Annotated in this window: 25 protein-coding genes and 3 pseudogenes; 22 read left to right on the top strand and 6 right to left on the bottom strand. The window is 29.7% G+C overall.

Annotated elements, in window-relative coordinates; all coding sequences use genetic code 11:
• Window positions 1-7 precede the first annotated feature (7 nt).
• Window positions 8-907: pseudogene (locus GQR92_RS12515) on the top strand (IS256 family transposase, variant Zn-binding type); the annotation flags it as partial.
• A gap of 77 nt (window positions 908-984) precedes the next feature.
• Here GQR92_RS12515 and GQR92_RS12510 read toward each other — a convergent pair.
• From GQR92_RS12510 to GQR92_RS12500, 3 genes and pseudogenes are all read right to left on the bottom strand, one after another.
• Window positions 985-1,914 carry an ABC transporter ATP-binding protein gene (locus GQR92_RS12510; RefSeq protein ID WP_158840039.1) on the bottom strand — a complete coding sequence of 310 codons (930 nt, stop codon included), beginning with the start codon at window positions 1,912-1,914 and terminating at the stop codon, window positions 985-987.
• 230 nt (window positions 1,915-2,144) lie between these two features.
• A pseudogene (locus GQR92_RS12505) lies at window positions 2,145-2,246 on the bottom strand (M13-type metalloendopeptidase); the annotation flags it as partial.
• Window positions 2,247-2,526: 280 nt separating this feature from the next.
• Window positions 2,527-4,584, bottom strand: coding sequence for a prolyl oligopeptidase family serine peptidase (locus GQR92_RS12500; RefSeq protein WP_158840037.1), 2,058 nt, complete (start codon window positions 4,582-4,584; stop codon window positions 2,527-2,529).
• Window positions 4,585-4,778: 194 nt separating this feature from the next.
• Here GQR92_RS12500 and trxA point away from each other — a divergent pair, with 194 nt between their 5' ends.
• The 5 genes from trxA (at window position 4,779) to GQR92_RS12475 (ending at window position 7,672) form a co-directional block, all read left to right on the top strand.
• Window positions 4,779-5,138, top strand: a complete 360-nt coding sequence (gene trxA, locus GQR92_RS12495) for a thioredoxin (protein WP_158840035.1) — start codon at window positions 4,779-4,781, stop codon at window positions 5,136-5,138.
• Between the two features lie 246 nt (window positions 5,139-5,384).
• Entirely contained in the window at window positions 5,385-5,723 is a 339-nt protein-coding gene (locus GQR92_RS12490) for a PadR family transcriptional regulator (protein WP_158840033.1), read from the top strand.
• Between the two features lie 12 nt (window positions 5,724-5,735).
• Complete coding sequence (locus tag GQR92_RS12485) at window positions 5,736-6,386, top strand: hypothetical protein (protein WP_158840031.1); 651 nt, start codon at window positions 5,736-5,738, stop codon at window positions 6,384-6,386.
• 2 nt (window positions 6,387-6,388) lie between these two features.
• Entirely contained in the window at window positions 6,389-7,066 is a 678-nt protein-coding gene (locus tag GQR92_RS12480; protein WP_158840029.1) for a hypothetical protein, read from the top strand.
• A gap of 3 nt (window positions 7,067-7,069) precedes the next feature.
• Entirely contained in the window at window positions 7,070-7,672 is a 603-nt protein-coding gene (locus GQR92_RS12475; RefSeq protein WP_158840027.1) for a hypothetical protein, read from the top strand.
• 7 nt (window positions 7,673-7,679) lie between these two features.
• Here the strand turns inward: GQR92_RS12475 and GQR92_RS12470 are convergent.
• A pseudogene (locus GQR92_RS12470) lies at window positions 7,680-8,584 on the bottom strand (IS982 family transposase).
• A gap of 275 nt (window positions 8,585-8,859) precedes the next feature.
• Here GQR92_RS12470 and GQR92_RS12465 point away from each other — a divergent pair.
• The 16 genes from GQR92_RS12465 (at window position 8,860) to GQR92_RS12390 (ending at window position 23,312) form a co-directional block, all read left to right on the top strand.
• Window positions 8,860-10,326, top strand: coding sequence for a DUF5687 family protein (locus GQR92_RS12465; RefSeq protein ID WP_158840025.1), 1,467 nt, complete (start codon window positions 8,860-8,862; stop codon window positions 10,324-10,326).
• Window positions 10,327-10,337: 11 nt separating this feature from the next.
• Window positions 10,338-11,033, top strand: a complete 696-nt coding sequence (locus tag GQR92_RS12460; RefSeq protein ID WP_158840023.1) for an ABC transporter ATP-binding protein — start codon at window positions 10,338-10,340, stop codon at window positions 11,031-11,033.
• Between the two features lie 129 nt (window positions 11,034-11,162).
• The gene (gene porW / locus GQR92_RS12455; protein WP_158840021.1) at window positions 11,163-13,385 is read left to right on the top strand and encodes a type IX secretion system periplasmic lipoprotein PorW/SprE; all 2,223 of its coding nucleotides are present in this window, start codon (window positions 11,163-11,165) and stop codon (window positions 13,383-13,385) included.
• 43 nt (window positions 13,386-13,428) lie between these two features.
• Window positions 13,429-13,800: a polymer-forming cytoskeletal protein gene (locus tag GQR92_RS12450; protein ID WP_368074160.1), complete on the top strand. Its 372-nt coding sequence runs from the start codon at window positions 13,429-13,431 to the stop codon at window positions 13,798-13,800.
• Window positions 13,766-13,984: an AtpZ/AtpI family protein gene (locus GQR92_RS12445; protein WP_158840017.1), complete on the top strand. Its 219-nt coding sequence runs from the start codon at window positions 13,766-13,768 to the stop codon at window positions 13,982-13,984. Before GQR92_RS12450 ends, GQR92_RS12445 begins: the two co-directional genes overlap by 35 nt.
• Window positions 13,977-14,366, top strand: coding sequence for a DUF6168 family protein (locus GQR92_RS12440; protein ID WP_158840015.1), 390 nt, complete (start codon window positions 13,977-13,979; stop codon window positions 14,364-14,366). Before GQR92_RS12445 ends, GQR92_RS12440 begins: the two co-directional genes overlap by 8 nt.
• Window positions 14,367-14,442: 76 nt before the next feature.
• Window positions 14,443-15,576 (top strand): F0F1 ATP synthase subunit A, encoded by a 1,134-nt coding sequence (gene atpB / locus GQR92_RS12435; protein WP_158840013.1) that lies wholly within the window; start codon window positions 14,443-14,445, stop codon window positions 15,574-15,576.
• 72 nt (window positions 15,577-15,648) lie between these two features.
• Complete coding sequence (gene atpE, locus GQR92_RS12430) at window positions 15,649-15,840, top strand: ATP synthase F0 subunit C (RefSeq protein WP_013620961.1); 192 nt, start codon at window positions 15,649-15,651, stop codon at window positions 15,838-15,840.
• A 94-nt stretch (window positions 15,841-15,934) separates the two neighbouring features.
• A complete protein-coding gene (locus tag GQR92_RS12425; RefSeq protein ID WP_158840011.1) occupies window positions 15,935-16,435 on the top strand; it encodes a F0F1 ATP synthase subunit B in 501 nt (166 codons plus the stop codon).
• Between the two features lie 7 nt (window positions 16,436-16,442).
• Window positions 16,443-17,000, top strand: coding sequence for an ATP synthase F1 subunit delta (gene atpH, locus GQR92_RS12420; RefSeq protein WP_158840009.1), 558 nt, complete (start codon window positions 16,443-16,445; stop codon window positions 16,998-17,000).
• A gap of 21 nt (window positions 17,001-17,021) precedes the next feature.
• A complete protein-coding gene (gene atpA / locus GQR92_RS12415; protein ID WP_158840007.1) occupies window positions 17,022-18,599 on the top strand; it encodes a F0F1 ATP synthase subunit alpha in 1,578 nt (525 codons plus the stop codon).
• A gap of 49 nt (window positions 18,600-18,648) precedes the next feature.
• Window positions 18,649-19,515, top strand: coding sequence for an ATP synthase F1 subunit gamma (gene atpG / locus GQR92_RS12410; protein ID WP_158840005.1), 867 nt, complete (start codon window positions 18,649-18,651; stop codon window positions 19,513-19,515).
• Window positions 19,516-19,611: 96 nt separating this feature from the next.
• A complete protein-coding gene (locus GQR92_RS12405) occupies window positions 19,612-20,094 on the top strand; it encodes a hypothetical protein (RefSeq protein ID WP_158840003.1) in 483 nt (160 codons plus the stop codon).
• A gap of 188 nt (window positions 20,095-20,282) precedes the next feature.
• Window positions 20,283-21,224 carry a hypothetical protein gene (locus tag GQR92_RS12400; RefSeq protein ID WP_158840001.1) on the top strand — a complete coding sequence of 314 codons (942 nt, stop codon included), beginning with the start codon at window positions 20,283-20,285 and terminating at the stop codon, window positions 21,222-21,224.
• Between the two features lie 193 nt (window positions 21,225-21,417).
• On the top strand, window positions 21,418-22,170 hold the full coding sequence (locus GQR92_RS12395; RefSeq protein WP_158839999.1) for an SDR family NAD(P)-dependent oxidoreductase: 753 nt from the start codon (window positions 21,418-21,420) through the stop codon (window positions 22,168-22,170).
• 2 nt (window positions 22,171-22,172) lie between these two features.
• A complete protein-coding gene (locus GQR92_RS12390; RefSeq protein ID WP_158839997.1) occupies window positions 22,173-23,312 on the top strand; it encodes an ATP-binding protein in 1,140 nt (379 codons plus the stop codon).
• 34 nt (window positions 23,313-23,346) lie between these two features.
• Here the strand turns inward: GQR92_RS12390 and GQR92_RS12385 are convergent, their stop codons facing one another.
• Entirely contained in the window at window positions 23,347-24,321 is a 975-nt protein-coding gene (locus GQR92_RS12385; RefSeq protein ID WP_158839995.1) for a YitT family protein, read from the bottom strand.
• 97 nt (window positions 24,322-24,418) lie between these two features.
• On the bottom strand, window positions 24,419-25,609 hold the full coding sequence (locus GQR92_RS12380; protein ID WP_158839993.1) for a DUF1501 domain-containing protein: 1,191 nt from the start codon (window positions 25,607-25,609) through the stop codon (window positions 24,419-24,421).
• Window positions 25,610-25,628: the final 19 nt, after the last annotated feature.

The raw sequence follows: 25,628 nt of genomic DNA, 5'->3' as shown, positions 1-25,628 counted from the left end.
TAAATTTTGTGATAGTTTAAACACACATAAATACGGTACTCGCTTAAATAAACAACGTTACAAATGTTTAAATTGTACCAAGATTTTTAATGGAGGAAAACAAATTTCAGTAGATTTTCTTTGGGATGAATATGCCAGAGGAAAACAAACTTATATACAACTAGCAGTCAAATATGGATGCTCAAAAAGAACAATCCAACGCAAACTAGATCTTTATCAAGTAAAGCAAGCAGAAATAGTACCTAAGAAGGTTATTGTTTTAATGGATACAACCTATTGGGGAAGAAGTTTTGGTTTAATGTTGTTTAAAGACGCATACAGTAAAGAAAATCTTCTTTGGTATTACGTCAAATCAGAAACTAACACATTGTACATAAAGGGTATTAAAGAACTGAAATCTAAAGGTTTTGAGGTTGTAGCTATCGTTTGTGACGGTAGAAAAGGGTTGGTTGGAGCATTTAAAGACATACCTGTTCAGCTTTGTCAATTTCATCAAGTTGCAACAATAAGAAGGTATATAACTAAAAACCCAAAAATGCCCGCCTCCATTGATATGAAGCTTCATGTAGCTATGCTAAAAAAAACTGATAAAGAATCATTTGAAGGAGGGTTAAAAATATGGTTTATTAAGTGGGAAAGCTTTTTAAATGAACGTACTATTAATATTGAAACAGGTAAAAGTTACTTCACTCATAAACGCCTTAGAAGTGCATATAGGAGCCTTAATACCAATATGACATGGCTATTTACTTGGTACGATAATTATGAATTAAATATTCCAAATACAACCAATATGATTGATGGTCATTTTTCTGATTTAAAAAACAAACTTAGAAATCATAATGGATTAACTAAAGAGAGAAAAATAAAATTTATAAATGAGTTTTTAAGAGCTAAAAGAATTTAATAAAATTACCAAAAAAAAAAGACCAACCATTTTGTCCATTAGGCCGATAAAAAAAACAAATAAATTTATAAAAAATGTTAATTCAATAAAAATTGAAGATTTATTTCAGTGTTTTTCTCTAGATCTATTTGGTGATTAAAAAACACTTTTTGTGCATTAAACTCAGCTTCTATTAACCAATAAGCACCTTTAAAGTAAGAATTTAACACTATTGCTTTTAATCCTGATTTTTCTACAATTTTTATTTGATGTGGATATATTAATGTTGTTTTATTGTTAATGGTAATTTCGTTAACATCATCGAACAAGGCAGCAACATATTTTTCTTTTGGGTTGTTGTAAATCTCTTTCGGAGCATTGTTTGCTATTATTTTATTGTCTTTGATAATAATAAGTTTGTCTGCAAAGGAAAGTGCGTCATTTTTATCGTGTGTTGCAATAATGCACGCAATGTTTTTTTCTTTTAAGTAACTAAATAAGTTTCTACGTAATGAGTTCTTTTTAAAATTATCTATTTGTCCAAAAGGTTCATCTAACAACAATAACTGAGGTTCTTTTGCCAAAGCTCTAGCAATAGCAACACGTTGTTTTTGTCCGCCGCTTAGGTTTTTAACCATTGTGTTCGCAAAAGTGGTCATTTGTATGACTTCTAATAACTCTTGTGTTCTTTGTTCACTTTCTTCTGGATAAAAGCGAGATAGGAATTTTTTAATATTTTCTGAAACAGATATGTAGGGCATTAAATCGAAATCTTGCGCTACGTATTTAAAGTTTTCGAAACCGGGAACAAGGTGTTTTTCTGGTCCAAAAATCTGGTCTTCTTTCCAAAATATTTTTCCTTTATTTAAATCTACTAAACCGTAAATAGCCTTTAAAAGTGTCGATTTTCCGCAACCACTTTCTCCCATTACACACAAGTGTTCTCCTTGTTGTAAAGTGAATTTAAAATCGTTTAAGATTGTTTTGTTTTTACGATAAGAAAAAGAAATAGTTTCTACTTTTAGCATTTTACAAAAATAAGATTTCTATTTGATTTCTTATAGCTAAAAGACGGCAAGTATGCTGCGTTAACGATTGAACGGCTTGTTTGAGCTCTCTTGCTTTTTAGCAAGAAGCGAGTAGTGAAAGCGTGACCCTTGTGGTAACGCCCATAAAAAAAACCGACACTTTCGTATCGGTTCTTAAGTTCTAAAAAGTAATTTCTATAAAAAATTACATTGATAAAACAGCTGGGGGACTACCAAATTTTCACTCTTTCTGCTGGTTTTAGATACATTTTATCTCCTTCTTTAACATTAAACGCTTTGTAAAAAGCATCTACGTTTTTAAGAGGCATAAAAATACTTTTTTAATTGTCTTCATGATTTTTTGATTTGATTGAGTTTAATTGATACAATTAGTAACAACAATTACAAATTGTTACAGCTTTTAACTTTTAATTCTCTTTTTTTTGCTGATTGTGTAATTTTTTAATACCATATCAAATATAAAGAATTAAAAAATTGTAACTCTATTACATCCGTTTTAGATGCCTATGAAGCTAAATTTATTTTGGGCGATTATAGCTAATAATCTTTCAATTAGCGAAGTACTAAGAAATATTAAGTATGACAAATTTTTTATGTTTTTTTAGAATTTGGTAATTGTTGAAACCCCATATTAAACAATGTAAAACCAAAAATATCTGCATATTGTTCAATTGTTTTTGCAACAGGTGTTCCTGCTCCATGCCCAGCATTGGTTTCTATTCTTATTAAAGTAGGATTATCTCCTGTTTGTTTTTCTTGTAATTCTGCAGCAAATTTAAAACTATGTGCAGGCACTACTCTATCATCATGATCTCCTGTGGTTATTAAAGTTGCTGGATATTTCACCCCTTTTTTCACATTATGAACAGGCGAATATCCTTTTAAATATTCGAACATTTTTTTACTGTCATTTGCAGTACCATAATCATACGCCCAACCTGCTCCTGCAGTAAACGTATGATAACGCAACATGTCTAAAACACCCACTGCTGGCAAAGCAACTTTCATTAAGTCTGGTCTTTGTGTCATGGTTGCTCCAACTAATAAGCCTCCATTAGAACCACCACGAATTGCTAAATATTCTGATGAAGTATATTTTTTGCTGATTAAAAACTCGGCAGCCGCAATAAAATCATCAAACACATTTTGTTTTTTTAATTGCGTTCCGGCATTGTGCCATTTCTTTCCGTATTCTCCTCCGCCTCTTAAATTTGCAACTGCGTAAACTCCGCCTTGTTCCATCCAAACTACGTTTGCAATACTAAAAGCAGGAGTTAAACTAATATTAAAACCTCCATAGCCATATAAAATAGTTGGGTTTTTACCGTTTAGTTCCATTCCCTTTTTATGCGTGATAATCATCGGAATTTTTGTTCCATCTTTCGATGGATAAAAAACTTGCTGACTTACATAATCATCTGCATTAAAAGCTACTTTTGGTTTCCAATAAGATTTGTAATTCCCTTCTTTAGGGTTGAATTTATATGACGAAATTGGTGTGTTGTAATTGGTAAATGAAAAATACAGTTCTTTGGCTTTTGTTTTTCCGCTGAAACCACCAGCAGAACCAATACCGGGTAAATTAATTTCTCTAATAATTTCTCCATCAAAATTATACTGAAAAACCTTAGAAACCGCATCTACTATATAATGTGCAAACAGATAATTAGAACCTGTAGAAATACTTAAAACATTTTCTGTTTCCGGAATAAAGTCTTGCCAATATTCTGCCGTAGGGTTTGTAAAGTTTACCGTAACTACTTTTTTATTTGGTGCATTTAAATTGGTTACCAAAAACAGTTTATCTCCTCTATTATCAATAACATAAGTATCGCTTTCTACCGTTTCTATAATTGGTTTTAACTCATTATTTTTATCAGACAAATCTTTGATAAATAATTTATTTCCAGAAGTAGAAACTTGTGCGGTTATTACCAAGTATTTAAAATCTTCGGTTAAGTAACCACCAACATATCTGTGTTTTTCTGCAGGAGTTCCTCCAAAAATAATGGTATCGTCTTTTTGAGAAGTATCTAATTTATGATAATATAATTTGTGTTGATCTGTTTTGGCAGACAACTCGCTTCCGGTTGGCTTATCGTAACTAGAATAGTAAAAACCTTCGTTTTTGTACCAAGAAATTCCAGAGAACTTTACATCCACCAAAACATCTTCTTTTGTGGTTTTGGTTTCCACATCAATAATAATAATTTTACGCCAATCAGAACCTCCTTCAGAAATAGAATAGGCAGCTGTTTTACCATCTTCAGAAAAACTTAAAGCACCTAAAGAAGTGGTTCCGTCTTCAGAAAAAGTATTTGGGTCTAAAAATATTTCAGGTTCAGAGTTTCCTTTGGTTCTATAAATTACATTTTGATTTTGTAATCCATCATTTTTAGAAAAATACGTGTAATCGCCTTCTATAAAAGGAGTTCCTATTTTTTCGTAGTTCCATAATTTAGACAAACGTTCTTTTAATTGTTTTCTGTACGGAATTTGATCTAAATATTTAAAAGTAACTTGGTTTTCTTCTTTTACCCAAGCTTTTGTTTCTGGACTTTCATCATCTTCTAACCATCTGTAATTGTCTACAACATCAATTCCAAAATAAGAATCTACAACTGGTTTTTTATTTGTTTTTGGATACATCAAATTTTTTTATTGTTTCTTTAGAAGACACTAAAATAATACATCCTTTGTAAGCTTCTCTACTTTTACATAATTATTAACATACTGTAATTTAAAGTATATAAAAACGACTACTTTTGTATAAATAGATTCTTGCTTAGGCAAAAAAGACAAATTAAATATTTTCGATCTTATCGAAATAAAATTATATTATTATGACAGAAAACTTAACAAAAGCAGCTTTTTTAGAAAAGGTGTTTAATTTTGAAGAAAACAAAGAATGGAAATTTAAAGGAGACAAACCTGTTTTAATTGATTTTTATGCAGACTGGTGTGGCCCATGTAAAAGTTTAGCGCCTGTTTTAGAGCAATTATCTGATGAATACGAAGGTAAAATTGAAATTTATAAAGTAGACACAGAAGCAGAGCAAGAATTAGCTGCTGCATTTGGTATTAGAAGTATTCCTTCTATGTTATTTTGCCCTGCAGAAGGACAGCCACAAATGGCAAATGGAGCTTTACCAAAAGCCGAATTAGAAAACATTATTGCTGATGTTTTAAAGGTGACGAAATAGTTTTTTGTCATTGCGAAGAATGAAGCAATCTCTTATGTAAATAATACTATTATATCCTGAAATTAACGTTTCAGGATTTTTTTTTGTTTTAAAAAACAATACATAAGAATCTAATGTATAATAAAATTATGTATATTTGGTGAGCGAGATGTCTCCTCGAGCGCAGTCTAGAGGTTGTATGAGTTCTCGACTGCGCTAGAACTGACAATAAAAAATAAACACTTACACGATTACACATTTTATAACATGGGAAATCAGAAATTATATAAAGGGTCTTTACAAACCATCATTTTAAAGTTATTAGCAAGTAACGATAAAATGTATGGGTATGAGATTACTCAAAAAGTAAAAGAATTAACCAAAGGCGAATTAAAAATTACCGAGGGTGCTTTGTATCCTGCATTGCACAAATTAGAAGCCGATGGTTTGTTAGATGTAGAGGTTGCAAAAGTTGGTAATAGGCTTAGAAAATATTACAAGTTAACAGAAATCGGCACCAAAGAAACAGCCAACAAGTTGGATGAAATGCAAGAGTTTTTAAAAACGATGCAACAATTGGTGAACCCTAAATTTAGTTTGGAGTAAAAAATTTTAGCTATGGAATTGAACAAAGAACAAATACAAAGAATAGAACATTATTTAAACCTTAAAAACATTACTTATATTGATGTTCGTTTTGAAATTTTAGATCATATTGTTTCTGATATAGAATCAAAAATGACAAACGAAAATTTTGATTTTGAAACAGTGTTTTATAACGTTACAGGTAAATGGGATGCACATTTAAAAGAAACTTCTAGTTGGTATTTTGGTGTAGGTTTTTCTGCTCCAAAAATAATATTAGAAAAAGCTAAAAAAAGTTTTAAAAAATGGTTTTTCTTGATGCCAGTACCTTATTTACTATCATATTTTTTAATAAATAAAATGGATTTCATTTATTCTGAAAACATAGAAAACGGACTCAATTTAGTTTTTCAAATTGTTACTATTTTAACTGTAGTATTATTTCTTTTTCTTATGATTTCTAAAAACAAAAAAAGAACAACCTATAGTTTTATTTTAAAAACACAAAGTTTAAATCTTTTATTAGGAGCCATTCTTTTAATAGACTTCGATTTTTTTAATAGAGAAGGATATCTTAATCCCTTTCAAGTTGGACTTTTATTCTCATTTGTTTTTGGAACATTTATTTATTACCGATTCTATAAAAAACACCAAGAAGCGATTAAAAAATATAAAATTTCATAATTATGGAATTATCAAAAGAACAACTTTTACAAATAGACAATTACATTTTTTCTTGCGGAATAAAATATTATGATGTAAGAACAGAAATTGTAGACCATTTTGCCAATATTTTAGAAGAAAAGTTGGCTAAAAATCCAAATTTAGATGTAAAAAAAGAAATCATAAATATTCATAGAAATTTTTCTGATCGAAGTTTTAGTAAACTTTTAAAAGAGAAGACAAAATCGGTTCATAAAAAATTCTACAAACAATCTTTTAAGCATTTCGTTTCATTTTTTAAACTTCCTAAAATCATCTTTACAGGTGTTTTATCTTATTTATTGTTTTTAATGATGAATTTATTTCATGACAAAGAGAACTTTTTCTTTTGGACGTATACTTTTTTACTATTTCTTATTGTTAGAATTTTCTACCAAAGCTTTAAAACTAAAAAACAGCAAAAAGAACGTTTCTTAGTTTTAAACAAAACGAATAACTTTTTACAATTGTTTAACTTCATTTTTATTTCTTTTAATTTTCTAACGAATCTTAGAAGTGATGAAAGCTTTTTAAACCCAATACATAATAACATTCAATTAAGCATTTTTATATTACTATTGTTGTTTTATTGGTCTGGAGAATATGTTTTTTATCAAAATAGAAAAACGGTAAAAGAACAATATCCAAATGTAATTGTATAAACTATGCAGTTAACCCAATCTCACATAGAAGAACTCTACAAATTTACGCGTCAACATTACGTAGAACATTATGATGTACAAACAGAATTAGTAGATCATTTAGCAAATGATATTGAAAGTATTTGGGTGGCGCAGCCACAACTATCATTTGACGATGCTCGGGATGCATCTTTTAAAAAATTTGGCATTTTTGGTTTTATGGATGTTGTAGAAAGCAGACAAAAAGCAATGAATAAACGCTATTGGAAAATAATTTTACGTTTTGCAAAAGAGTGGTTTCGTCTACCAAAAATAATTCTCACAATTTTAATAACCCTTACTTTTTATTACGTTCAAGAAACACCAAATGCTTATTATTTATATGCATCCATTTATGGTATTATTATATTTTTAGAAATTTTCATCCTTTTAAAAAACAAAAGAAAAGCTGTAAAACAATTCAAAAAGACAGATAAAAAATGGATGTTTCAAAATATAATTCAGACGAACGGCATCGGAAATTCTGCCTTAATCATGTTTTACGCTTTCGATTTTTCGATGCCAAACAATGCTAAAAATTTTTTATTAATGGGAGATTTTAGACGACTTTTTTCTGCATTAACGTGAGTTCGAGCTAATCAATCGCAATATTCGGTAACATATTCGGGATTTTTATAGAAGGTTTTTTAGGTAAAAAAGAATATGCAATTAATCCAGAGATCATATTTGTTATGAAATTATCAAAAGATCTATGTCTAGAATGTTCAATTTGGCAAGTGTTTTTTAGTACATCATTTACTGTTTCGATGATTGCTCTTTTTCTTAGGATAACTTTATCCATATAGTCCATTGCTTTCTTTTTCATGTTTTTTCGAACTTTAGTTATTAAATGAATTCCGTCTACAAAAAGTCTTTCAAATAAATCTTTCCCAATATATCCTTTGTCTCCAAAAATTTTTCCAAATAATTTGTCGTGAAACTTCTTTTGTTTGAGAGGGAATCTGTCGTCTACATTGGCTGGAGTGAACATAAAATCAATAATTTCTCCTTTGTCATTGCAGACAATATGTAGTTTAAATCCAAAATACCACCCCATAGTTCCATAGCTTTTTTTGGCAATATCTTTAAATACTTGATGTTGTTTTTCTCTTTTATAGTGACATACTTTTAAAGGAGTAGAATCAATAAAAGAGATACCTGTGCAATCGCCTAAACAATACATTTTCATAAAAACGGCTAAAGGTTGTGTAACCTTTTTTTGAAGTTCTACAAATCTATTATAAGAACACAATCTGGAAACAGATCTTGTCTGTATTTACAAATATGGTTTAAGTAAAAGTGTTTAAGGTTTCGGTAAGACTTTAGGTGAAATATAACAAGTATGGTCATCACTTCACTATCAGACATTTTGAACTTTCTATTACGTTTTTTAGTTGTTGAACCATCAGAAATGCTGTTTTTATTAAGAATTAAGTTAAATTCTTTCATAAAATCATCTAAAGAACAGAAAATTTCTATAATTTTACTATCAGAAATCATAAGCAGGATATTTATTAATATATTAGAATTCAGTACTTTAATATACTAAATATTCTGCTTTTTTTATAGGTTTAATTAAAATTTCTTACATCGAACTCACGTTGCATTACTAATTTCTGCTATTGTAATTATTGGATATATAACCTTAGTTGTAATTCCTCAAAAAGCCGAAGAATTATTAGAAGAAACATATCCAGAATATAAAATATCTTAAATTTCTGTAACAAAATCGTTTTATAAACTACTTATTATCAATCGAACTAATTAACCAACTTATGATTTCACACTTTTTAAAATTAGAATGGAAACAATTTACACGGTCTGCTTCCTTCGGTAAAAGTATTGGCATAAAAATATTGATGGGCTTTTTTGCCTTATACTTTATCTTACTATTTTTAGGTTTAGGAATTGGAGGCTTTTTTATGATAAAAGAACAATTTCCAAATCAAGATCCTCTAGTAGTTGTAAATAGTTTTTTACTCTTTGCAATTACAGGAGATTTAATTTTTAGGTACCTAATGCAAAATTTACCAATAATGAATATTAAACCATTGTTGGTCTTACCCGTTAAAAAAAATACCATTGTACATTATGTCTTGGTAAAATCGTCTTTTTCGTTTTTTAACATTATGAGTTTGTTTTTTTACATTCCGTTTTCTTTAGTTTTAATTAAAGAAGGCTATGTAACAGAAGGCGTTTTAGGATGGTTGTTACTGATGATTTTATTAATACAATCTGCTAACTTTTTAAATTTTTTAATCAATAAAAATAATGTTGCTTTTGGAGCTTTATTAGTCATTTTATTAGGTGGTTTCTTAGTGCAACGTTATGAAATTTTTAACATAGCAGGCTTTATTGGTCAAGGTTTCGATTTTATTTACCACAACCCAATTTATAGTTTTTTAGGTTTTATTTTACTTGCAGTTTTATATCAACTAAATTATAAACAACTAAGAAATCAAGTATATTTAGACCAAGCAGTTGCAACCAAGGTAAAAGAAGCAAACTCGTCGGATTTATCTTGGGCAGATAAGTTAGGAGATGTTGCGCCATTTATAAAAAACGACCTGCGCTTAATAACAAGAAATAAAAGAACAAAATCTTCCTTTTTTATCTTAATTATTGGTTTGTTGTATGGTTTATTCTTTTATCCGCAAGCAGCCTATAAAGACGTGGCTTTTATGTATGTTTTGGTCGGAATCTTTTCTACAGGAACATTTTTAATCAATTTTGGACAATTTATTCCTGCCTGGGACAGTGGCTATTACAATCTTTTAATGAGTCAGAATTTTAAATACGAACGCTATTTAAAATCAAAATTTACGCTGATGACCGCTAGTATTGTTATTTTATTTCTACTCGGTATACCTTATGTATATTTTGGATGGAAAATTTTAGTCGTTCATTTTGCTGCTATGATTTACAATATTGGCGTAAACACACATGTAATTTTATACGGAGGTTCCTTTAACAGAAAGAAAATAAATTTAGATGAAAAAGCAGCTTTTAATTATCAAGGAACAGGAGCAGTACAATGGTTAATAGGTATTCCTTTAATGTTTGTACCAATGGGTCTTTTTGGTTTGATAAACTGGTTGGTTAGCTTTGAAATTGCCGTAACTGTTTTAGCAGGCTTAGGCTTTGTAGGTATTGCCTTACATAAAAACTTAATGGCAGCAATTACCAAAAAATATGTTGCATCAAAATATATAATGATTCATTCTTTTAAACAAGAAAATTAATTTACAAAATAATGATACAAACTACACAACTTTCAAAAAAATACGGAAAAGTAGCAGTACTAAACATAGATTCATTAGAAATTCCAACAGGTCAAAGTTTTGGATTAGTAGGAAATAATGGCGCAGGAAAAACCACTTATTTTAATATTCTATTAGATTTAATAAGACCTACTACAGGAGCAATTATAAATCATGATATACAAGTAAACCAAAGCGAAGACTGGAAAAACTTTACAGGTTCTTTTATTGATGAATCTTTTTTAATTGGCTATTTAACACCAGAAGAATATTTTGAATTTGTTGGTGATTTAAGAGGTATGAATAAAGCAGACATTGCTACCTTTTTAACTCAATTTAATGATTTTTTTAACGAAGAAATCATCGGTAAGAAAAAATACTTAAGAGATTTAAGTAAAGGAAATCAGAAAAAAGTAGGCATTGTTGCCGCCTTAATGGGAAACCCGAAAGTGGTTATTTTAGACGAACCTTTTGCTAATTTAGATCCAACAACACAAATACGCTTAAAAACAATCATTAAAACACTAACCGAAAATAGAGAAATTACCGTTTTAATTTCTAGTCATGATTTAACACATGTAACAGAAGTTTGCGAACGAATTGTAGTTTTAGACAAAGGAAATGTAGTGAAAGATATAGAAACATCTACAGCAACTTTAAAAGAATTAGAAAGCTATTTTTCTGTATAAGCGCTCTATTCTTATTTTATTACTATTTTTACACAATGATTTATACTATTTTTAGAAGAAAATAGTTCTAAATAAGAGTTTTTTATCCTCTTAGCCATTAAAAAATTGTGTAACCAAATATCTATTTGTGTGAAATATACTAAAAAAATAGTTTTACTTCTTTCTGTATTTACAGTTTTATATTCTTGTAGTACAAGAAAAGACACGTTAATTAGTAGAAATTGGCATGCTTTAAACACAAAATTTAATGTGTTATTTAATGGTGAAGAAGCTTTTAAAAAAGGCGTTGAAGGAATTAACGAGAACTATAAAGATGATTGGTATCAACAATTACCAATAGAACCTATTAAATTTGAAGAAGATAAAATTATCATTCCAAACTTAAATTCTGGAATGGGTGCTGGCTTTGATGACGACAATAAGGAAGAATCAAAAGCAACCACTCCTTTTGGAATTGCAGAAGAAAAAGCTGTAAAAGCAATCCAAAAACACGGAATGAACATTAACGATCTAGAGCGCAACAGACAAATAGATGATGCATATCTTTTATTAGGTAAAGCTCGTTATTATGAACAACGTTTTATTCCTGCATTAGAAGCTTTTAACTATGTTATTGCAACATATCCCGACGCAAATTTAATTGCAGAAACTAAAATTTGGCGAGCAAAAACAAACATTAGAATAGATAATGAGGAATTTGCCATAGAATCTATGAACTTACTTCTTAAAGTAAAAGATACCTTAGAAGTAGATTTACCAGAAGAAACTAAAGAGCATGGTTACACTACCTTAGCAATGGCGTATATAAAATCTGATAGTATTGAAAATGCAAAAAAATACTTGATTAAAGCCACAGAAATTTTAAAAGACAGAAACCAAGGAGCAAGAAACTTGTTTGTTTTAGGTCAGATTTATAGTTCAGAAAATAAAAAAGATTCTGCCTTGTTAACGTTTAACAAAATCATCAACTTTAAAAAAGCTCCTTACAAATATAAAATGCACGCTCATATAGAGTTGGCAAAAAATTCTACAAACGATTCTACTTCGGCAGCTATTTTAGAAAAAATGTACGCATTAATTAAGGAAAGAGAAAACAGACCTTATTTAGACGAACTTAACTACCAAATTGGTTATCTGCATGAACAAAATGACAGTATAGACTTAGCTGTAGATTTCTACAACAAGTCTCTTAGAGCCGAATCTGACAATATAAAACAAAAAACATTTACATACGAAAGACTTGGAAACATCAATTTTAACAACTCAGAATACCAAGTTGCAAGCTCTTATTATGATAGCATCATAAACATTGCAGTAGACACTTTAAATTTAAGGTTTAGAAGAATTAAAAGAAAACATAGAAATTTAGCATCCTTAATTAATTTTGAAGAAACAGTTTCTAAAAATGATAGTATTTTAAGAATAGTAGCACTACCTAAATCAGAACAAGAAGCCTTTTTTCAAAAATATATCGACGATTTAAAAAAGAAAGATGAAGAAGCTGCTCAATTAAAGTTAAACCAGCAAGCTTTTGGAGATACTTTTGGTGGAAATCTTTTAAAATCGAACAAAAAAGGAAAGTGGTATTTCTATAATACAGAATCATTAAATTATGGGAAAGCAGAATTTCAAAAAATTTGGGGAAACAGAGCCTTAGAAGATGATTGGAGATGGTCTTCTCAAATAAATTCTAACATTACAGATAACGATTCTATAGTTGTAAATAAAGAAAATTTGCGCTACAACTTAGCTAGTTATTTAGAAACGATTCCTACAGAAAAAGAAAAAATTGATACTTTACATTTAAAAAGAAATGAAGCCCTATATGAATTAGGCGTTATTTATAAAGAACAATTTAAAGATACTAGGCTAGCTATTGAACGCTTAGAAAGAGTTGCTACACTAAACCCAAACAAAGAACTAATACTACCAATTAATTGGCATTTATATCTAATTTACACAGATTTAAATAATGATGTAAAAGCAAACGAACACAAAAATGTAATTCTTACAGACTACCCTACAACAAAGTTTGCACAAGTAATTAGAAACCCAGACAAACCTATTAAAGAAGAAATAGCTGTAAATAAAATTGAAGAATTGTATAAAGAATTGTACTATTTATACAAAGAAGATAAATTTGATGAAACAGTTACTAAAATAAATAAAATACTACCTACCCTCCAGAATTCTAAATTAATCCCTAAATTCGAACTCTTAAAAGCGTATGCTATAGGTAAATATAAAGATAAAGAAGCTTACAAAGTTGCCCTAGATTTTGTAGCTGTTAGCTATGGAAACACAGAAGAAGGAAAGAAAGCAAAAGAAATAGTTAAACAATTAAGTAAGTAACATGTTTAGTAATAAAACAAAAAAACCACAAAAGAATAAAGTTATGGAAAGAAATGTTATAGCTAAAAACACTAAAATTGTTGGCGACATTAAATCTGATGGTGATTTTAGAATTGATGGCACTTTAGAAGGAACCTTGGTTACAAATGGTAGAGTTATTATTGGTGCAGATGGTTTTATTAAGGGAAAAGTAGAAAGCAGTAATGCAGATATAGAGGGTAAATTTTCTGGACAACTTTTTGTATCAAATATATTAACAGTAAAAGCTACTGCTAATATTTCTGGAGAAGTAGTAATTGCAAAACTCTCTGTAGAACCCGGAGCAAGCTTTAATGCAACCTGTACTATGAAAGGAACGTTAAAAGAATTAAATGCCACTAATGACCAAAAAAGACACTCAGAAAAAACCGCTTAATAAAGCAATACAACTCTCTGGCGCAGGTATACAGATGGGTTTAACTATTTATTTAGGATTTTTATTAGGAGAATGGTTAGATAAAAACCTTGAAACCTCTTTTCTAACCACCACAATAACGTTAATTGCAATTTTTATTGCAACATACTCGCTAATAAAACAAGCAAATAAAATAAATGAATAAAAGTATAATTACTATACTGTTAACTTTTATAACCTTATACATAGTAGGCACCTACACACATAAAACCATACTAGTAAACCAAGATATCACACTTCCATTATCAATAGAAAAACTATACCTTTTTCTTGCTGGTTTTTCTATATTAACATGTGTTAACCTACTATTACTCTCTACACTACCCAAAATATCAGAACAACTAGGTTTTATATACCTAGGCATGTTAATGCTAAAAATAATTCTTTTTTCTACTGTTTTTTATCACCCAATAATTAAACAAGAAAACTTAATTTTAACAACCAAAATCTCTTTAATAGCACCAATATTTGTTTTTTTATTTCTTGAAGTAATTTTTGTTGTAAAAATATTAAACAACAATCGTTAAATTTTTATTAAAAAAAGGTTTGTAATTTTGAATTATTTCCTACCTTTGCGGCGAATTTAGAAAGCGTATTTTTACAATGAAGATTGCACAAAAAACAATCAAGTATATTACAATAGCCCTAATAACGGTTATTACTAGCACAACTTTTGCATCAGAATCTGATCAAAAGAACCATCCACAAAATGATGGCGGACAAGTTAATACACAAGAAGAGGTAAAAGCGTACATTCAGCACCACCTTAAAGATTCTCACGACTTTACATTTTTCTCATATTCTTCGGATGAAGGAGAAAGAAAACACTTTGGTTTTCCTTTACCAGTAATTTTATGGTCGAGTGAAGGTTTAGTGGCTTTTATGTCATCAGAATTTCATCACAATGATGATGGACACGTTATTGTTGAGAAAAAAGGGTTGAAATTCGCAAAAATTCATAGCAAGGTTTATGAAATCGAAAAAGGAGCAACTACCGTTTCTTTTGATGAAGACCATCACGCAACAAACGCACACAAGACATTAGATTTTTCTATTACAAAAAGTGTTGTAGGTATTTTATTTGCAAGCCTTTTAATGTTCTTAGGATTCTCTAGGTTAGCAAAACAATATAAGTCTACAAAAATACCAAAAGGATTCGGACGTGTTTTAGAGCCTTTAGTAATTTACGTTAGAGATGAAATAGCAAGACCAAACATTGGAGAGAAAAAATATAAAAAGTTTATGGGCTTTTTATTAACTGTATTTTTCTTTATATGGATTTTAAACTTATTAGGTTTAACACCATTAGGTTTTAACGTAACAGGGCAAATAGCAGTAACAGTTTGTTTAGCTGTATTTACAATGGTAATATATTTAACAAACGGAAGTAAAGACTTTTGGGCACACACATTATGGATGCCAGGTGTACCTTACATTTTAAGACCTATATTAGCAGTAATAGAATTAGCTGGTTTTATTTTAATTAAACCATTTTCATTATTAGTGCGTTTATTTGCAAACATTACAGCAGGTCACTTTGTGGTAATGAGTTTAATTGCCTTAATGGTAACAATGAAAGAAGCATTTGGTCCTGTAGCGTCTACAGGTATGTCTTTAGCGTTGGCATTATTTATAATGGTTATAGAAATCTTAGTGGCATTTTTACAAGCATTTATTTTTACGATGTTATCATCGTTATTTATTGGAATGGCCGTTCAAGAACACGACGATCATTAGAAACCTTAACGAAAGTTAAGTACAAAAGAGAATTAGAATTTGTTTAATTAATATATTTAAAAATCAATTAGTATGTACAATTTAATTGGAGCAGGATTAATCGTAATCGGAGGAGGAATTGGATTAGGTCAAATCGGTGGTAAAGCAATGGAAGGAATTGCTCGTCAACCTGAAGCAGCTGGTAAAATTCAAACTGCAATGATCATCATTGGTGCCTTATTAGAAGGATTAGCATTTGGTGCATTAATCTTAGGGAAAGCATAATTTCCTAAAAAAGAAACAAAAACACTTTTCTGTAACGGTTGGTTACAGAAAGTGTTTTTAAATTAAACAAAAAACAAAATAATTAGTTTACAGAATGGAAACTTTATTAAACGATTTTTCACCGGGGTTATTTGTAATGCAAATTGTCATCTTAATAATTTTATTATTTTTGATGAAAAAATTTGCATGGAAACCAATCTTAAAGTCATTAGATGAAAGAGAAACTGGTATCGAAGATGCATTAAAAGCTGCAGAAAATGCACGTAAAGAAATGCAAAACTTACATGCAGACAATGCAAAGCTTTTAAAAGAAGCAAGAGCAGAAAGAGATGCAATTATGAAGAGTGCTAGAGAAATTCAAGAAAAAATGATTTCTGAAGCAAAAGAAGATGCAAAAGAAGTAACTAGTAAGTTAATAGAAAATGCACAAGCCTCAATACAACAAGAAAAGCAAGCAGCATTAGCAGAGATTAAAAAGAGTGTTGCAGAATTATCTATTGGTATAGCAGAATCAGTAATTAAAAAAGAATTATCTAATAAGAATGATCAACTAGAATTGGTTGAAAATATCTTAAAAGATATTACTTTAAACTAAGCAAAGAATGAAAGACGCAAGAGCAGCAATACGTTATGCAAAAGCCATCTTAAATCTAGCTAAAGATTCTAAAGAAGAAACGGTAGTAAATGACGATATGTTATTTATAAGTAATACAATTTCTGAAAATGATGAATTTGAGGTAATGTTAAGAAGTCCTATTGTTTCAACTACTGATAAAACAAACGTTTTAAATGCTTTGTTTTCTGGTAAAGTAAATAATATTACTCTTGGCTTATTCCATTTATTACAAGATAATAAAAGAATTGCAATGCTTCATTCTATAGCAAAGCAATATGCAATCATTTATGATTTTGATAAGAATATGCAAGTTGCTAAAGTTACCACAGCGGTACCTTTAACAAAAGAAATAGAAGCAAAAATTTTAGCAAAAATCGTTGCTTTAACTGGCGATAATGCAAATTTAGAAAATGAAATAAACCCAGCTATTTTAGGAGGTTTTATTTTACGTGTAGGAGATATGCAATACGATGCAAGTATCTCTAATTATTTAAACGAATTGAAAAAGGAATTTGACAATAGTCATTACATTCCTAAAATCTAATAATACATCAAATTATACAAGATGGCAAGTATTAAACCAGCTGAAGTATCAGCAATTTTAAAGCAACAGTTAACAAATTTTGAAGCAAAAGCTACTTTAAATGAAGTAGGAACTGTTTTACAAGTAGGAGATGGAATTGCTCGTGTTTACGGTCTTTCTAACGTTCAATATGGTGAATTAGTAGAATTCGATAATGGATTAGAAGGTATCGTATTAAACTTAGAAGAAGATAATGTAGGTGTTGTATTATTAGGAGCATCAACTTCTATTAGAGAAGGTTCTAATGTTAAACGTACAGAACGAATTGCATCTTTACAAGCAGGTGAAGGCGTTGTAGGACGTGTTGTAGATACTTTAGGAAACCCAATTGATGGTAAAGGACCAATTACAGGTAAAACTTACGAAATGCCTTTAGAGCGTAGAGCACCTGGAGTTATTTTTAGAGAGCCAGTAACAGAGCCATTACAAACTGGTATTAAATCTATTGATGCAATGATTCCTGTAGGAAGAGGTCAACGTGAGTTGATTATTGGAGATAGACAAACAGGTAAATCTACAGTTGCTTTAGATACTATCTTAAATCAAAAAGAATTTTACGATGCTGGAGAACCAGTATTTTGTATATACGTAGCTATTGGTCAAAAAGCTTCTACTGTTGCAGCAATTGCAAACATGTTAGAAGAAAAAGGCGCAATGTCTTATACTACAATCGTAGCTGCAAATGCATCTGATCCTGCAGCAATGCAAGTATATGCACCATTTGCTGGAGCTGCAATTGGAGAATTTTTTAGAGATTCTGGAAGACCAGCTTTAATTATTTATGATGATTTATCTAAACAAGCCGTAGCATACCGTGAGATTTCTTTATTATTAAGAAGACCTCCAGGACGTGAGGCATATCCTGGTGATGTATTTTACTTACACTCTAGATTATTAGAACGTGCTGCAAAAGTTATTAATGATGACAAAATTGCAAGTGAAATGAACGATTTACCAGATTCTTTAAAAGGAATTGTAAAAGGTGGAGGTTCTTTAACTGCATTGCCAATTATTGAAACACAAGCAGGTGACGTTTCTGCATATATTCCAACAAACGTAATTTCGATTACAGATGGACAAATTTTCTTAGATGGAGATTTATTTAACTCTGGTGTTCGTCCGGCAATTAACGTAGGTATTTCTGTATCTCGTGTTGGTGGTAACGCACAAATTAAATCTATGAAAAAAGTATCTGGTACTTTAAAATTAGATCAAGCTCAATATCGTGAATTAGAAGCATTTGCAAAGTTTGGTTCTGATTTAGATGCTGCTACAATGAGTGTAATTTCTAAAGGACAACGTAACGTTGAAATTTTAAAACAAGCTCAAAATGATCCTTACTCAGTAGAAGATCAGGTTGCAATAATCTATGCAGGTTCTAAGAACTTATTAAAAGATGTACCGGTAAACCAAGTTAAAAAATTCGAAAGAGATTATATAGATTATTTAAACTCTAAACATAGAGATACTTTAGATGTATTGAAATCTGGTAAATTAACACCAGAAACAATTTCAGTATTAGAAGCAGCAGCTAAAGAAATTTCTACTCATTTCGCATAAAACATAGTTGTCATTCCCGCTAAAGCGGGAATTTCAAAATTCCAATAGAATGGCAAACTTAAAAGAAATACGTAATAGAATTACCTCTATTAAATCTACAATGCAGATTACATCTGCCATGAAAATGGTATCTGCTGCAAAGTTAAAAAAAGCACAAGATGCAATTACGGCAATGCGTCCTTATTCATCTAAACTAACTGAATTGTTGCAAAACTTAAGTGCAACTTTAGATAGTGATGCTGGTGGTGTGTATTCAAATCAAAGAGAAGTTTCTAAAGTTTTATTAGTTGTAGTAACTTCTAACAGAGGTTTATGTGGTGGTTTTAACTCATCAATAACCAAAGAAGTAATTAAAACAGTAAAAGAAAAATATAGTAATGTTGAAGTAGATTTATTTGCTATTGGTAAAAAAGGTAGTGATGTATTAGCGAAACAATTTAATATTCTAGAAACTAGAAATCAAATTTTTGATGATTTAAATTATGATAACGTTGCAACTATAGCAGAAGAGTTAATGCTGCTATTTACCAATGGAACCTATGATAAAATTGAAGTTTTTTACAACCAATTTAAAAATGCAGCAACTCAAATACCTCAAGTAGAGCAATTTTTGCCAATTAAACCTATTGAAGGTGGTATTGCAGAAGCTGTAAATTCTGACTATATATTTGAACCTTCTAAAGAAGAAATTGTAGAAGCTTTAATACCTAAGTCTTTAAAAACACAGTTATATAAAGCACTTAGAGATAGTTTTGCTTCTGAACATGGTGCACGTATGACTGCAATGCACAAAGCAACAGACAACGCAACAGAATTAAGAGACGATTTATTATTAACTTATAATAAAGCACGTCAGGCGGCAATTACTAATGAAATTTTAGAAATTGTTGGTGGAGCGGAAGCTTTAAAAAACTAAGAATAATTTTTTATAAAATACAAAGCGAACCAATTTGGTTCGCTTTTTTTGTTTCTTGGCATAAAATTTGAAAATTTAGTTTAAAATTACATTCGTATGAAAGCAATCAAAATAATAACAATAATTAGTATTACACTTCTTTTTTTACAATGTGCTGGTTCTAAATTTGATAAAAAACCACCATTTAATATTCAATCTAGTACCTATTACAAAAATATAAATGGTATACATAAAAATACTCTTTCTTATATCTACATAAGATATACATCAAAAGATAACATTCAGTTTGATAGTTTGTATTTTAGAAAAAATAAAATAAAGATTCAAATTAAAACCATCGAAGGACTTAAATACGCATTTGGAGAATTTAAGAAAAATAGCATATCAAAAGATTTTACGTTAGATGCAAATCCAATAAAAGAATTAAAGAACCCAATTCCTAATATTCAAAAATTTCCTTTTAATTTAAAGGATAACGAAGCAGTGATCAAGTATCAACAAAAAGGAAAAACAAAATTTTTTAAAATTAAAGATATCCAAAAACAAGAATCTGACTCTCTTTTGATAAAAAACAATTAGCTAAATAAAAAGTTTTATAAAAACTTGTCATACTCAATTTATTTAACTATATTGAAGGATTGATAATCTAGTCTCATAATAATCTAAAATGAATTTAGATTGACAAAATAATTACTTTTTAAGACATGCTCTGATTTTTTTGGCACGTATTTTGAATTTACATAAACATAACCATTAAAAACATGCTTATGAAATCAATAAAAATACTTTTAACAATTATCATTACAGGAGTAATTTTGTCTTCTTGTTCTACAGTTTATCAAGATTCATATGACGATGGTTATCAAAATCAAGTTTCATTAGAAAAAGTAGTTTCTAATTATGATTTATGGTATGTAGATTATAATAAAACGATAGGAAACGGTAATATACCTTATGTATCAAAAGCATTTACACTGTCTTTTATAAATGGTGTTTTATATGCAAATAACAATATTACCGATATTGGCAGAACAGGAGATGGTTTTGGTATTGATGTTGGGACATACAATACTTTCAATGGAATATTAGAAACCAACCATGATTTAGATGGTATTAATGATTTTGAAGTTACAGTGCTTTCTAATAATGAAATTAAATTATACAATTACAGACAAAACGTTAATTACTATTTAATTGGATATCAGGTAAATGAATTTGATTACGATAAATTGTTTTATGAAAACATAGAATACTTTTTACAAGAATATATTGGTTGGGAAAAAGTATCAACTAAAGGTGGTGTACCAAATGCTTTTGATGATGAAAATTATTTAGCTTTTACACCAGAAAATATAACAACTTTTTATAGTTCTCAAGATTCTTTTGGCACACAAATTGATAATATCAATTGGGATTATGTAGGTGGGTATGAAATATTTGATGTGACAGGTTATGACGATTTAAAGATTTTAACATTAAATTATGATGGAGGAGATATTGAAGAATTTGAGTTGACCGTTATTAATGATGTAAGAATAGAGTTATATAACGTAAATTCTGAAACCACATATAATTTTTTAGGAAGGGGATTTGTACAATACCTAAAAGGTGAAAATTCTAAAAAAGATTTAAAAGAAGTTGTAAGGAATGAAAATAGAAAACGTACTAAGGTAATAAGAAAACAAAAGAATAGAAGAAATTTAAAATAAAGTTTGGTTAGTTGATTTTTGATTGGTTAGTTACCAATTGAAAGATAAACCGTCCTGAGGAGGACGGTTTTTTCTTTGTTAATAATTTGATAAAAAAATAATACTTAAAACACTGACAACCAACAGATGTTTTCATAATTTTATAACCATATTTAACGTTCTTACAGCGTTTAAACAATCGTCATAAAAAATAATGAAACAAACAGCATTTATAACCGGAGCAACTTCTGGAATAGGAAAAGCAACAGCAGAAATTTTTGCAAAAAATAATATTCGTTTAATTCTTTGCGGAAGAAGAACTGACAGATTAACAAAATTAAAGGAAGAATTAAGCAAACTTACCGAGGTAACCACTTTACCGTTTGATGTTTCCGATAGAACATCTGTAGAGACTGCCATAAATTCATTACCCGAAAATTTTAAGAAAATTGATATTTTAATAAACAATGCAGGAAATGCACATGGTTTATCTAGCATACAAGATGGATCTATTGATGATTGGGATGCAATGATAGATATTAACGTAAAAGGTCTGTTATACGTTTCTAAAGCTATTATTCCGCAAATGACGGATAGAAACAACGGTTTTATTGTTAATATAGGTTCTATTGCAGGAAAAGACGTCTATCCTAACGGAAATGTATATTGTGCTTCTAAACATGCCGTAAACGCCTTAAATAAGGCGATGAGAATAGATTTAAACAAACACAACATTCGTGTGTCTGCAATTCATCCTGGGGCAGTAGAAACAGAATTTTCTGAAGTTCGTTTTAAAGGAGACTCCGAAAAAGCAAAATCTGTGTATGCAGGTTATAAAGCTTTGCAAGCTGATGATATTGCCGATATTATTTACTTTGTTATATCTAGACCTTACCACGTAAATATTGAAGATTTAGTGGTATACCCAACAGCACAGGCAACACCTACAATTTTGAATAGAGATTAAGAATGATAAACAAACGCTTACTTATTAAAAACTTACTTTCTCATAATGATGAGAATAGTTTTTATGATAAAAAGCAAAAGTTATCTTTAAATTCTAAAGAGGGTAAAGCAAAGTTTTTAAAACATATTTGTGCCTTATCCAACTCCAATCCAGAAAACAACTCTTACCTCGTAATTGGTATCGAGGACGAAGAAAACAAGATTGTTGGTGTCGATTTTTTTGATGACAGCAAAATTCAGAATTTAGTGAATGCGTATTTAAAAAACCCACCAAAAATAGAATATGAAAATGTTCCTTTTCCGAGGCTACCGCGTCATAAAGTAATTGGTTTGGTTACTATTTATCCGAATAATAAAATTACATCACTTTTAAAAAACACTTGGAAATATAAAAAAGGCACTACTTTTTACAGACGAGGAAGCAATTCTATACCATCATCTGGCAATTTTGAATTACGAAACACCAATAAAGGTATTGTTGAAGCTATCGAAAAAAACGCCAGTAATAATATAAAATTAACCTTAGATGGTGTTTTCGATTTTATCAACAACCACAAACCAGCATACAACCCACAATACAAGGTTTTTAAAGAACAATTTGTGTTGTGTTGGGCAGGAGAAAAGAAAATTATAAATGGAGAAGAATATTTTTCTAGAGTAGATATTGAGTTGATTAACGAGCAAGTAAAACTATTTTTTTCTGCTTTAGATGATGTACAAATTAGTTACAATAATCAATCTTTTATTATTACCGAATACATTTATTTAGGTTTAGAAAAGCAAGAAGAATTGTATCCACTAGAAAAAACAATTATCAACTTTAAAGACAACGGAAAACATGATATTGTAAAGGAATTTTTGTTTGTTCCTCCTAAATTAGATATTGGTATTATGCTACACATTTATAAAAACAACAAAGCTATTATACAAAAAATTGAGAAAGAAATTCCGCTTTCTGATATAGAAAACGAAGCTGTTTTACGCTTACCTACAAACTACCTTATTTGCTTTCTTCATGGTTTTATAGATGCTGCAGATCAACTAAAAAAAGCAAAAACTTATATCAGAAACTTAGAAGATAAAACTACCTATATAAAATACAAAGAGGCCATGCGTGTTATTAGAAAAGTACAGTATAATTAGAATACTGCTTACAGTTTTACCAAAATAACTTCGGTTAATGCAGAGGTCTTTTTTTAATCATCCCTCCTTTTATATCCTTAATACTATTCATGATGATAAAAGCATTCGATTCTATTTTTTCTATTTCTGTATTTAGTTTGTTTACCTCTAAACGTGTAATTACGGTATAAATAATGTCCATCTCTTTACTAACACCATGTTTAGCGTAACCACCTTCTCCTTTATAAATAGTAACAGCTCTACCTAGTTTTTCTACAATCATTTCTCTTATTCTATTACTTTGAGAAGAAATAATGGTAACACCAATATATTCTTCAATTCCTTCAATAATAAAATCTAAGGTTTTTGAGGCTGCCATATACGTTATCATAGAATAAAGCGCGACTTCTATAGAAAGTAAATAGGCTGCAAAAGAGAAAATAAAGACATTAATTAATATGATAATATCACCAATAGTTGCACCAAATTTTCTACTTAAGTAAATTGCTAAAACCTCGGTACCATCTATTACTGCACCACCTCTAATAGCAAGTCCTATACCTGCCCCAAGAAAAAATCCACCAAAAATGGCTACTAATAAATCATCATCGGTAACATTAGGAAAAGGAACAATTGCCACACAAAGCGCAAGCCCGGTAATTGCCAAAGCCGTTTTTATAGCAAACTGTTTCCCCATAATTTTATACCCCAAAAACACAAATGGAATGTTGATACAAATAATAAGAATATAAAGCGGAACACCTGTAACTGCAGCTATTAATAAAGAAATACCCGTAGCACCACCATCTATAAAATCGTTGGTTAGCAAAAAGCCTTTAAAACCAAAAGAGGCAGAAAAAATACCAATTACTATTAGTATTACGTTTTTTAAATTACGTTTAAAGGTTACTAAAAGTTCTCTATATCTTTTGGCTAATTTATATTCTGAAGGACTTCCTTTTGGGTATTTTTTTTTGTCTTTAAACTTTAGCGTCGTTTTAATGATAATGTTTGCTAAAAATGCTTTCATTTATTTCTAAGTTTTTTTCCGGTTATGGGGAAATGATGATAAAGTAAATTTATCTGGACTTAAACGAAATTAATGGTTTTTTTAACAACAACAAACATTAAACAAACCCCAATTTAGAAAATGATTTATTTAAAATAGCCACATCATCTACTTGTAGCCACTTGTCTAAAATAGTTGCATAAATTTCTCTAAAATCTATCTCATATGTAAGGTTTCCATTTTTATCTAAGTTTCCTAAATCTGGCAAATCATTATACAAACCTTGCTTTTTTAAGTTTTTCCCCATCACAAAAACATTGTTTGCAGTACCATGATCTGTCCCTTTAGATTCGTTTTGTTTTACGCGTCTACCAAATTCAGAAAAGGTAAGAATTAAAACATCATCAAAAGCATTATTTTTTTGCAAATCATTAATAAACACCTCCATACTTTCTGCATATATTTTTAGCAACCTTTCTTGTGTACCTGCTTGGTTTGCATGTGTATCAAACCCACTTAAACCTGCATAATAAACCTGTGTTTCTAAACCAGAATTTATAAATTGAGAAATGGTTTTTAGTTGTTTGCCAAAAATATTTTTTGGGTATTCTGCAGATGTGTTTTTGGTATTACTTTGCTCGTAAATATGTTTTGCAGATGATTTTGCATCAATCATGGTATTGTACAAATATCCTAAGTTATGTTCACTTAAATGCGTCTCTTTATAATTAGCAACCACATTGTTAAAAAATGGCGCACGCATAGAATTATAAAACATTTTTGGATCTGTAATTGCCAATCCATTTTGGGTTTTTCCTTTTAACATTAAAGACAAACTTTCATCAACTTCAATTGCACTATAAGGATTTCCTTTGGTGTAATCTAAATAACGACCTACCCAACCGTTTTGCAAATACTCATTACTATCACTAGCGGTTTGCCAAATATCTGTAGCTCTAAAATGTGATAAATTAGGGTTTGGATACCCAACATTATTAATAATACTTACAAAGCCTTTATTGTACAAATCTTGCAAAGGTTGTAGACTTTTATGCAAGCCAACTTCATCAGAAATTTTAAATAAATCGTTTTGTTTTATGGCGATGTTACTTCTTTGTTGATAATAAATATCGTTGTTAAAAGGCACAACCGTATTTAAACCATCATTACCTCCTTTTAACTGAATAATGACTACTTTTTTATTGCTAAAAGATTTCATTGAATTGTTCTCGAAAGCCTTTAAAAACTGAGGCACAAAAAACATCCCCGAAGCAAAAGTTGTCTGTTTTAAAAAATCTCTACGTTTCATGTGGTCGTTTTTATTTTTT

This window comes from Polaribacter sp. L3A8 (assembly GCF_009796785.1).
Taxonomy (GTDB): Bacteria; Bacteroidota; Bacteroidia; order Flavobacteriales; family Flavobacteriaceae; genus Polaribacter.
The sequence above is the reverse complement of the archived record's forward strand: the minus strand, read 5'-3'. Positions and strand labels throughout refer to the sequence as shown.

Coding starts and splice junctions, on each gene's coding strand:
- GQR92_RS12510 (WP_158840039.1), bottom strand. CDS start 1,914: ATGCTAAAAGTAGAAACTATTTCTTTTTCTTATCGTAAAAACAAAACA.
- GQR92_RS12500 (WP_158840037.1), bottom strand. CDS start 4,584: ATGTATCCAAAAACAAATAAAAAACCAGTTGTAGATTCTTATTTTGGA.
- trxA (WP_158840035.1), top strand. CDS start 4,779: ATGACAGAAAACTTAACAAAAGCAGCTTTTTTAGAAAAGGTGTTTAAT.
- GQR92_RS12490 (WP_158840033.1), top strand. CDS start 5,385: ATGGGAAATCAGAAATTATATAAAGGGTCTTTACAAACCATCATTTTA.
- GQR92_RS12485 (WP_158840031.1), top strand. CDS start 5,736: ATGGAATTGAACAAAGAACAAATACAAAGAATAGAACATTATTTAAAC.
- GQR92_RS12480 (WP_158840029.1), top strand. CDS start 6,389: ATGGAATTATCAAAAGAACAACTTTTACAAATAGACAATTACATTTTT.
- GQR92_RS12475 (WP_158840027.1), top strand. CDS start 7,070: ATGCAGTTAACCCAATCTCACATAGAAGAACTCTACAAATTTACGCGT.
- GQR92_RS12465 (WP_158840025.1), top strand. CDS start 8,860: ATGATTTCACACTTTTTAAAATTAGAATGGAAACAATTTACACGGTCT.
- GQR92_RS12460 (WP_158840023.1), top strand. CDS start 10,338: ATGATACAAACTACACAACTTTCAAAAAAATACGGAAAAGTAGCAGTA.
- GQR92_RS12450 (WP_368074160.1), top strand. CDS start 13,429: ATGGAAAGAAATGTTATAGCTAAAAACACTAAAATTGTTGGCGACATT.
- GQR92_RS12445 (WP_158840017.1), top strand. CDS start 13,766: ATGACCAAAAAAGACACTCAGAAAAAACCGCTTAATAAAGCAATACAA.
- GQR92_RS12440 (WP_158840015.1), top strand. CDS start 13,977: ATGAATAAAAGTATAATTACTATACTGTTAACTTTTATAACCTTATAC.
- atpB (WP_158840013.1), top strand. CDS start 14,443: ATGAAGATTGCACAAAAAACAATCAAGTATATTACAATAGCCCTAATA.
- atpE (WP_013620961.1), top strand. CDS start 15,649: ATGTACAATTTAATTGGAGCAGGATTAATCGTAATCGGAGGAGGAATT.
- GQR92_RS12425 (WP_158840011.1), top strand. CDS start 15,935: ATGGAAACTTTATTAAACGATTTTTCACCGGGGTTATTTGTAATGCAA.
- atpH (WP_158840009.1), top strand. CDS start 16,443: ATGAAAGACGCAAGAGCAGCAATACGTTATGCAAAAGCCATCTTAAAT.
- atpA (WP_158840007.1), top strand. CDS start 17,022: ATGGCAAGTATTAAACCAGCTGAAGTATCAGCAATTTTAAAGCAACAG.
- atpG (WP_158840005.1), top strand. CDS start 18,649: ATGGCAAACTTAAAAGAAATACGTAATAGAATTACCTCTATTAAATCT.
- GQR92_RS12405 (WP_158840003.1), top strand. CDS start 19,612: ATGAAAGCAATCAAAATAATAACAATAATTAGTATTACACTTCTTTTT.
- GQR92_RS12400 (WP_158840001.1), top strand. CDS start 20,283: ATGAAATCAATAAAAATACTTTTAACAATTATCATTACAGGAGTAATT.
- GQR92_RS12395 (WP_158839999.1), top strand. CDS start 21,418: ATGAAACAAACAGCATTTATAACCGGAGCAACTTCTGGAATAGGAAAA.
- GQR92_RS12390 (WP_158839997.1), top strand. CDS start 22,173: ATGATAAACAAACGCTTACTTATTAAAAACTTACTTTCTCATAATGAT.
- GQR92_RS12385 (WP_158839995.1), bottom strand. CDS start 24,321: ATGAAAGCATTTTTAGCAAACATTATCATTAAAACGACGCTAAAGTTT.
- GQR92_RS12380 (WP_158839993.1), bottom strand. CDS start 25,609: ATGAAACGTAGAGATTTTTTAAAACAGACAACTTTTGCTTCGGGGATG.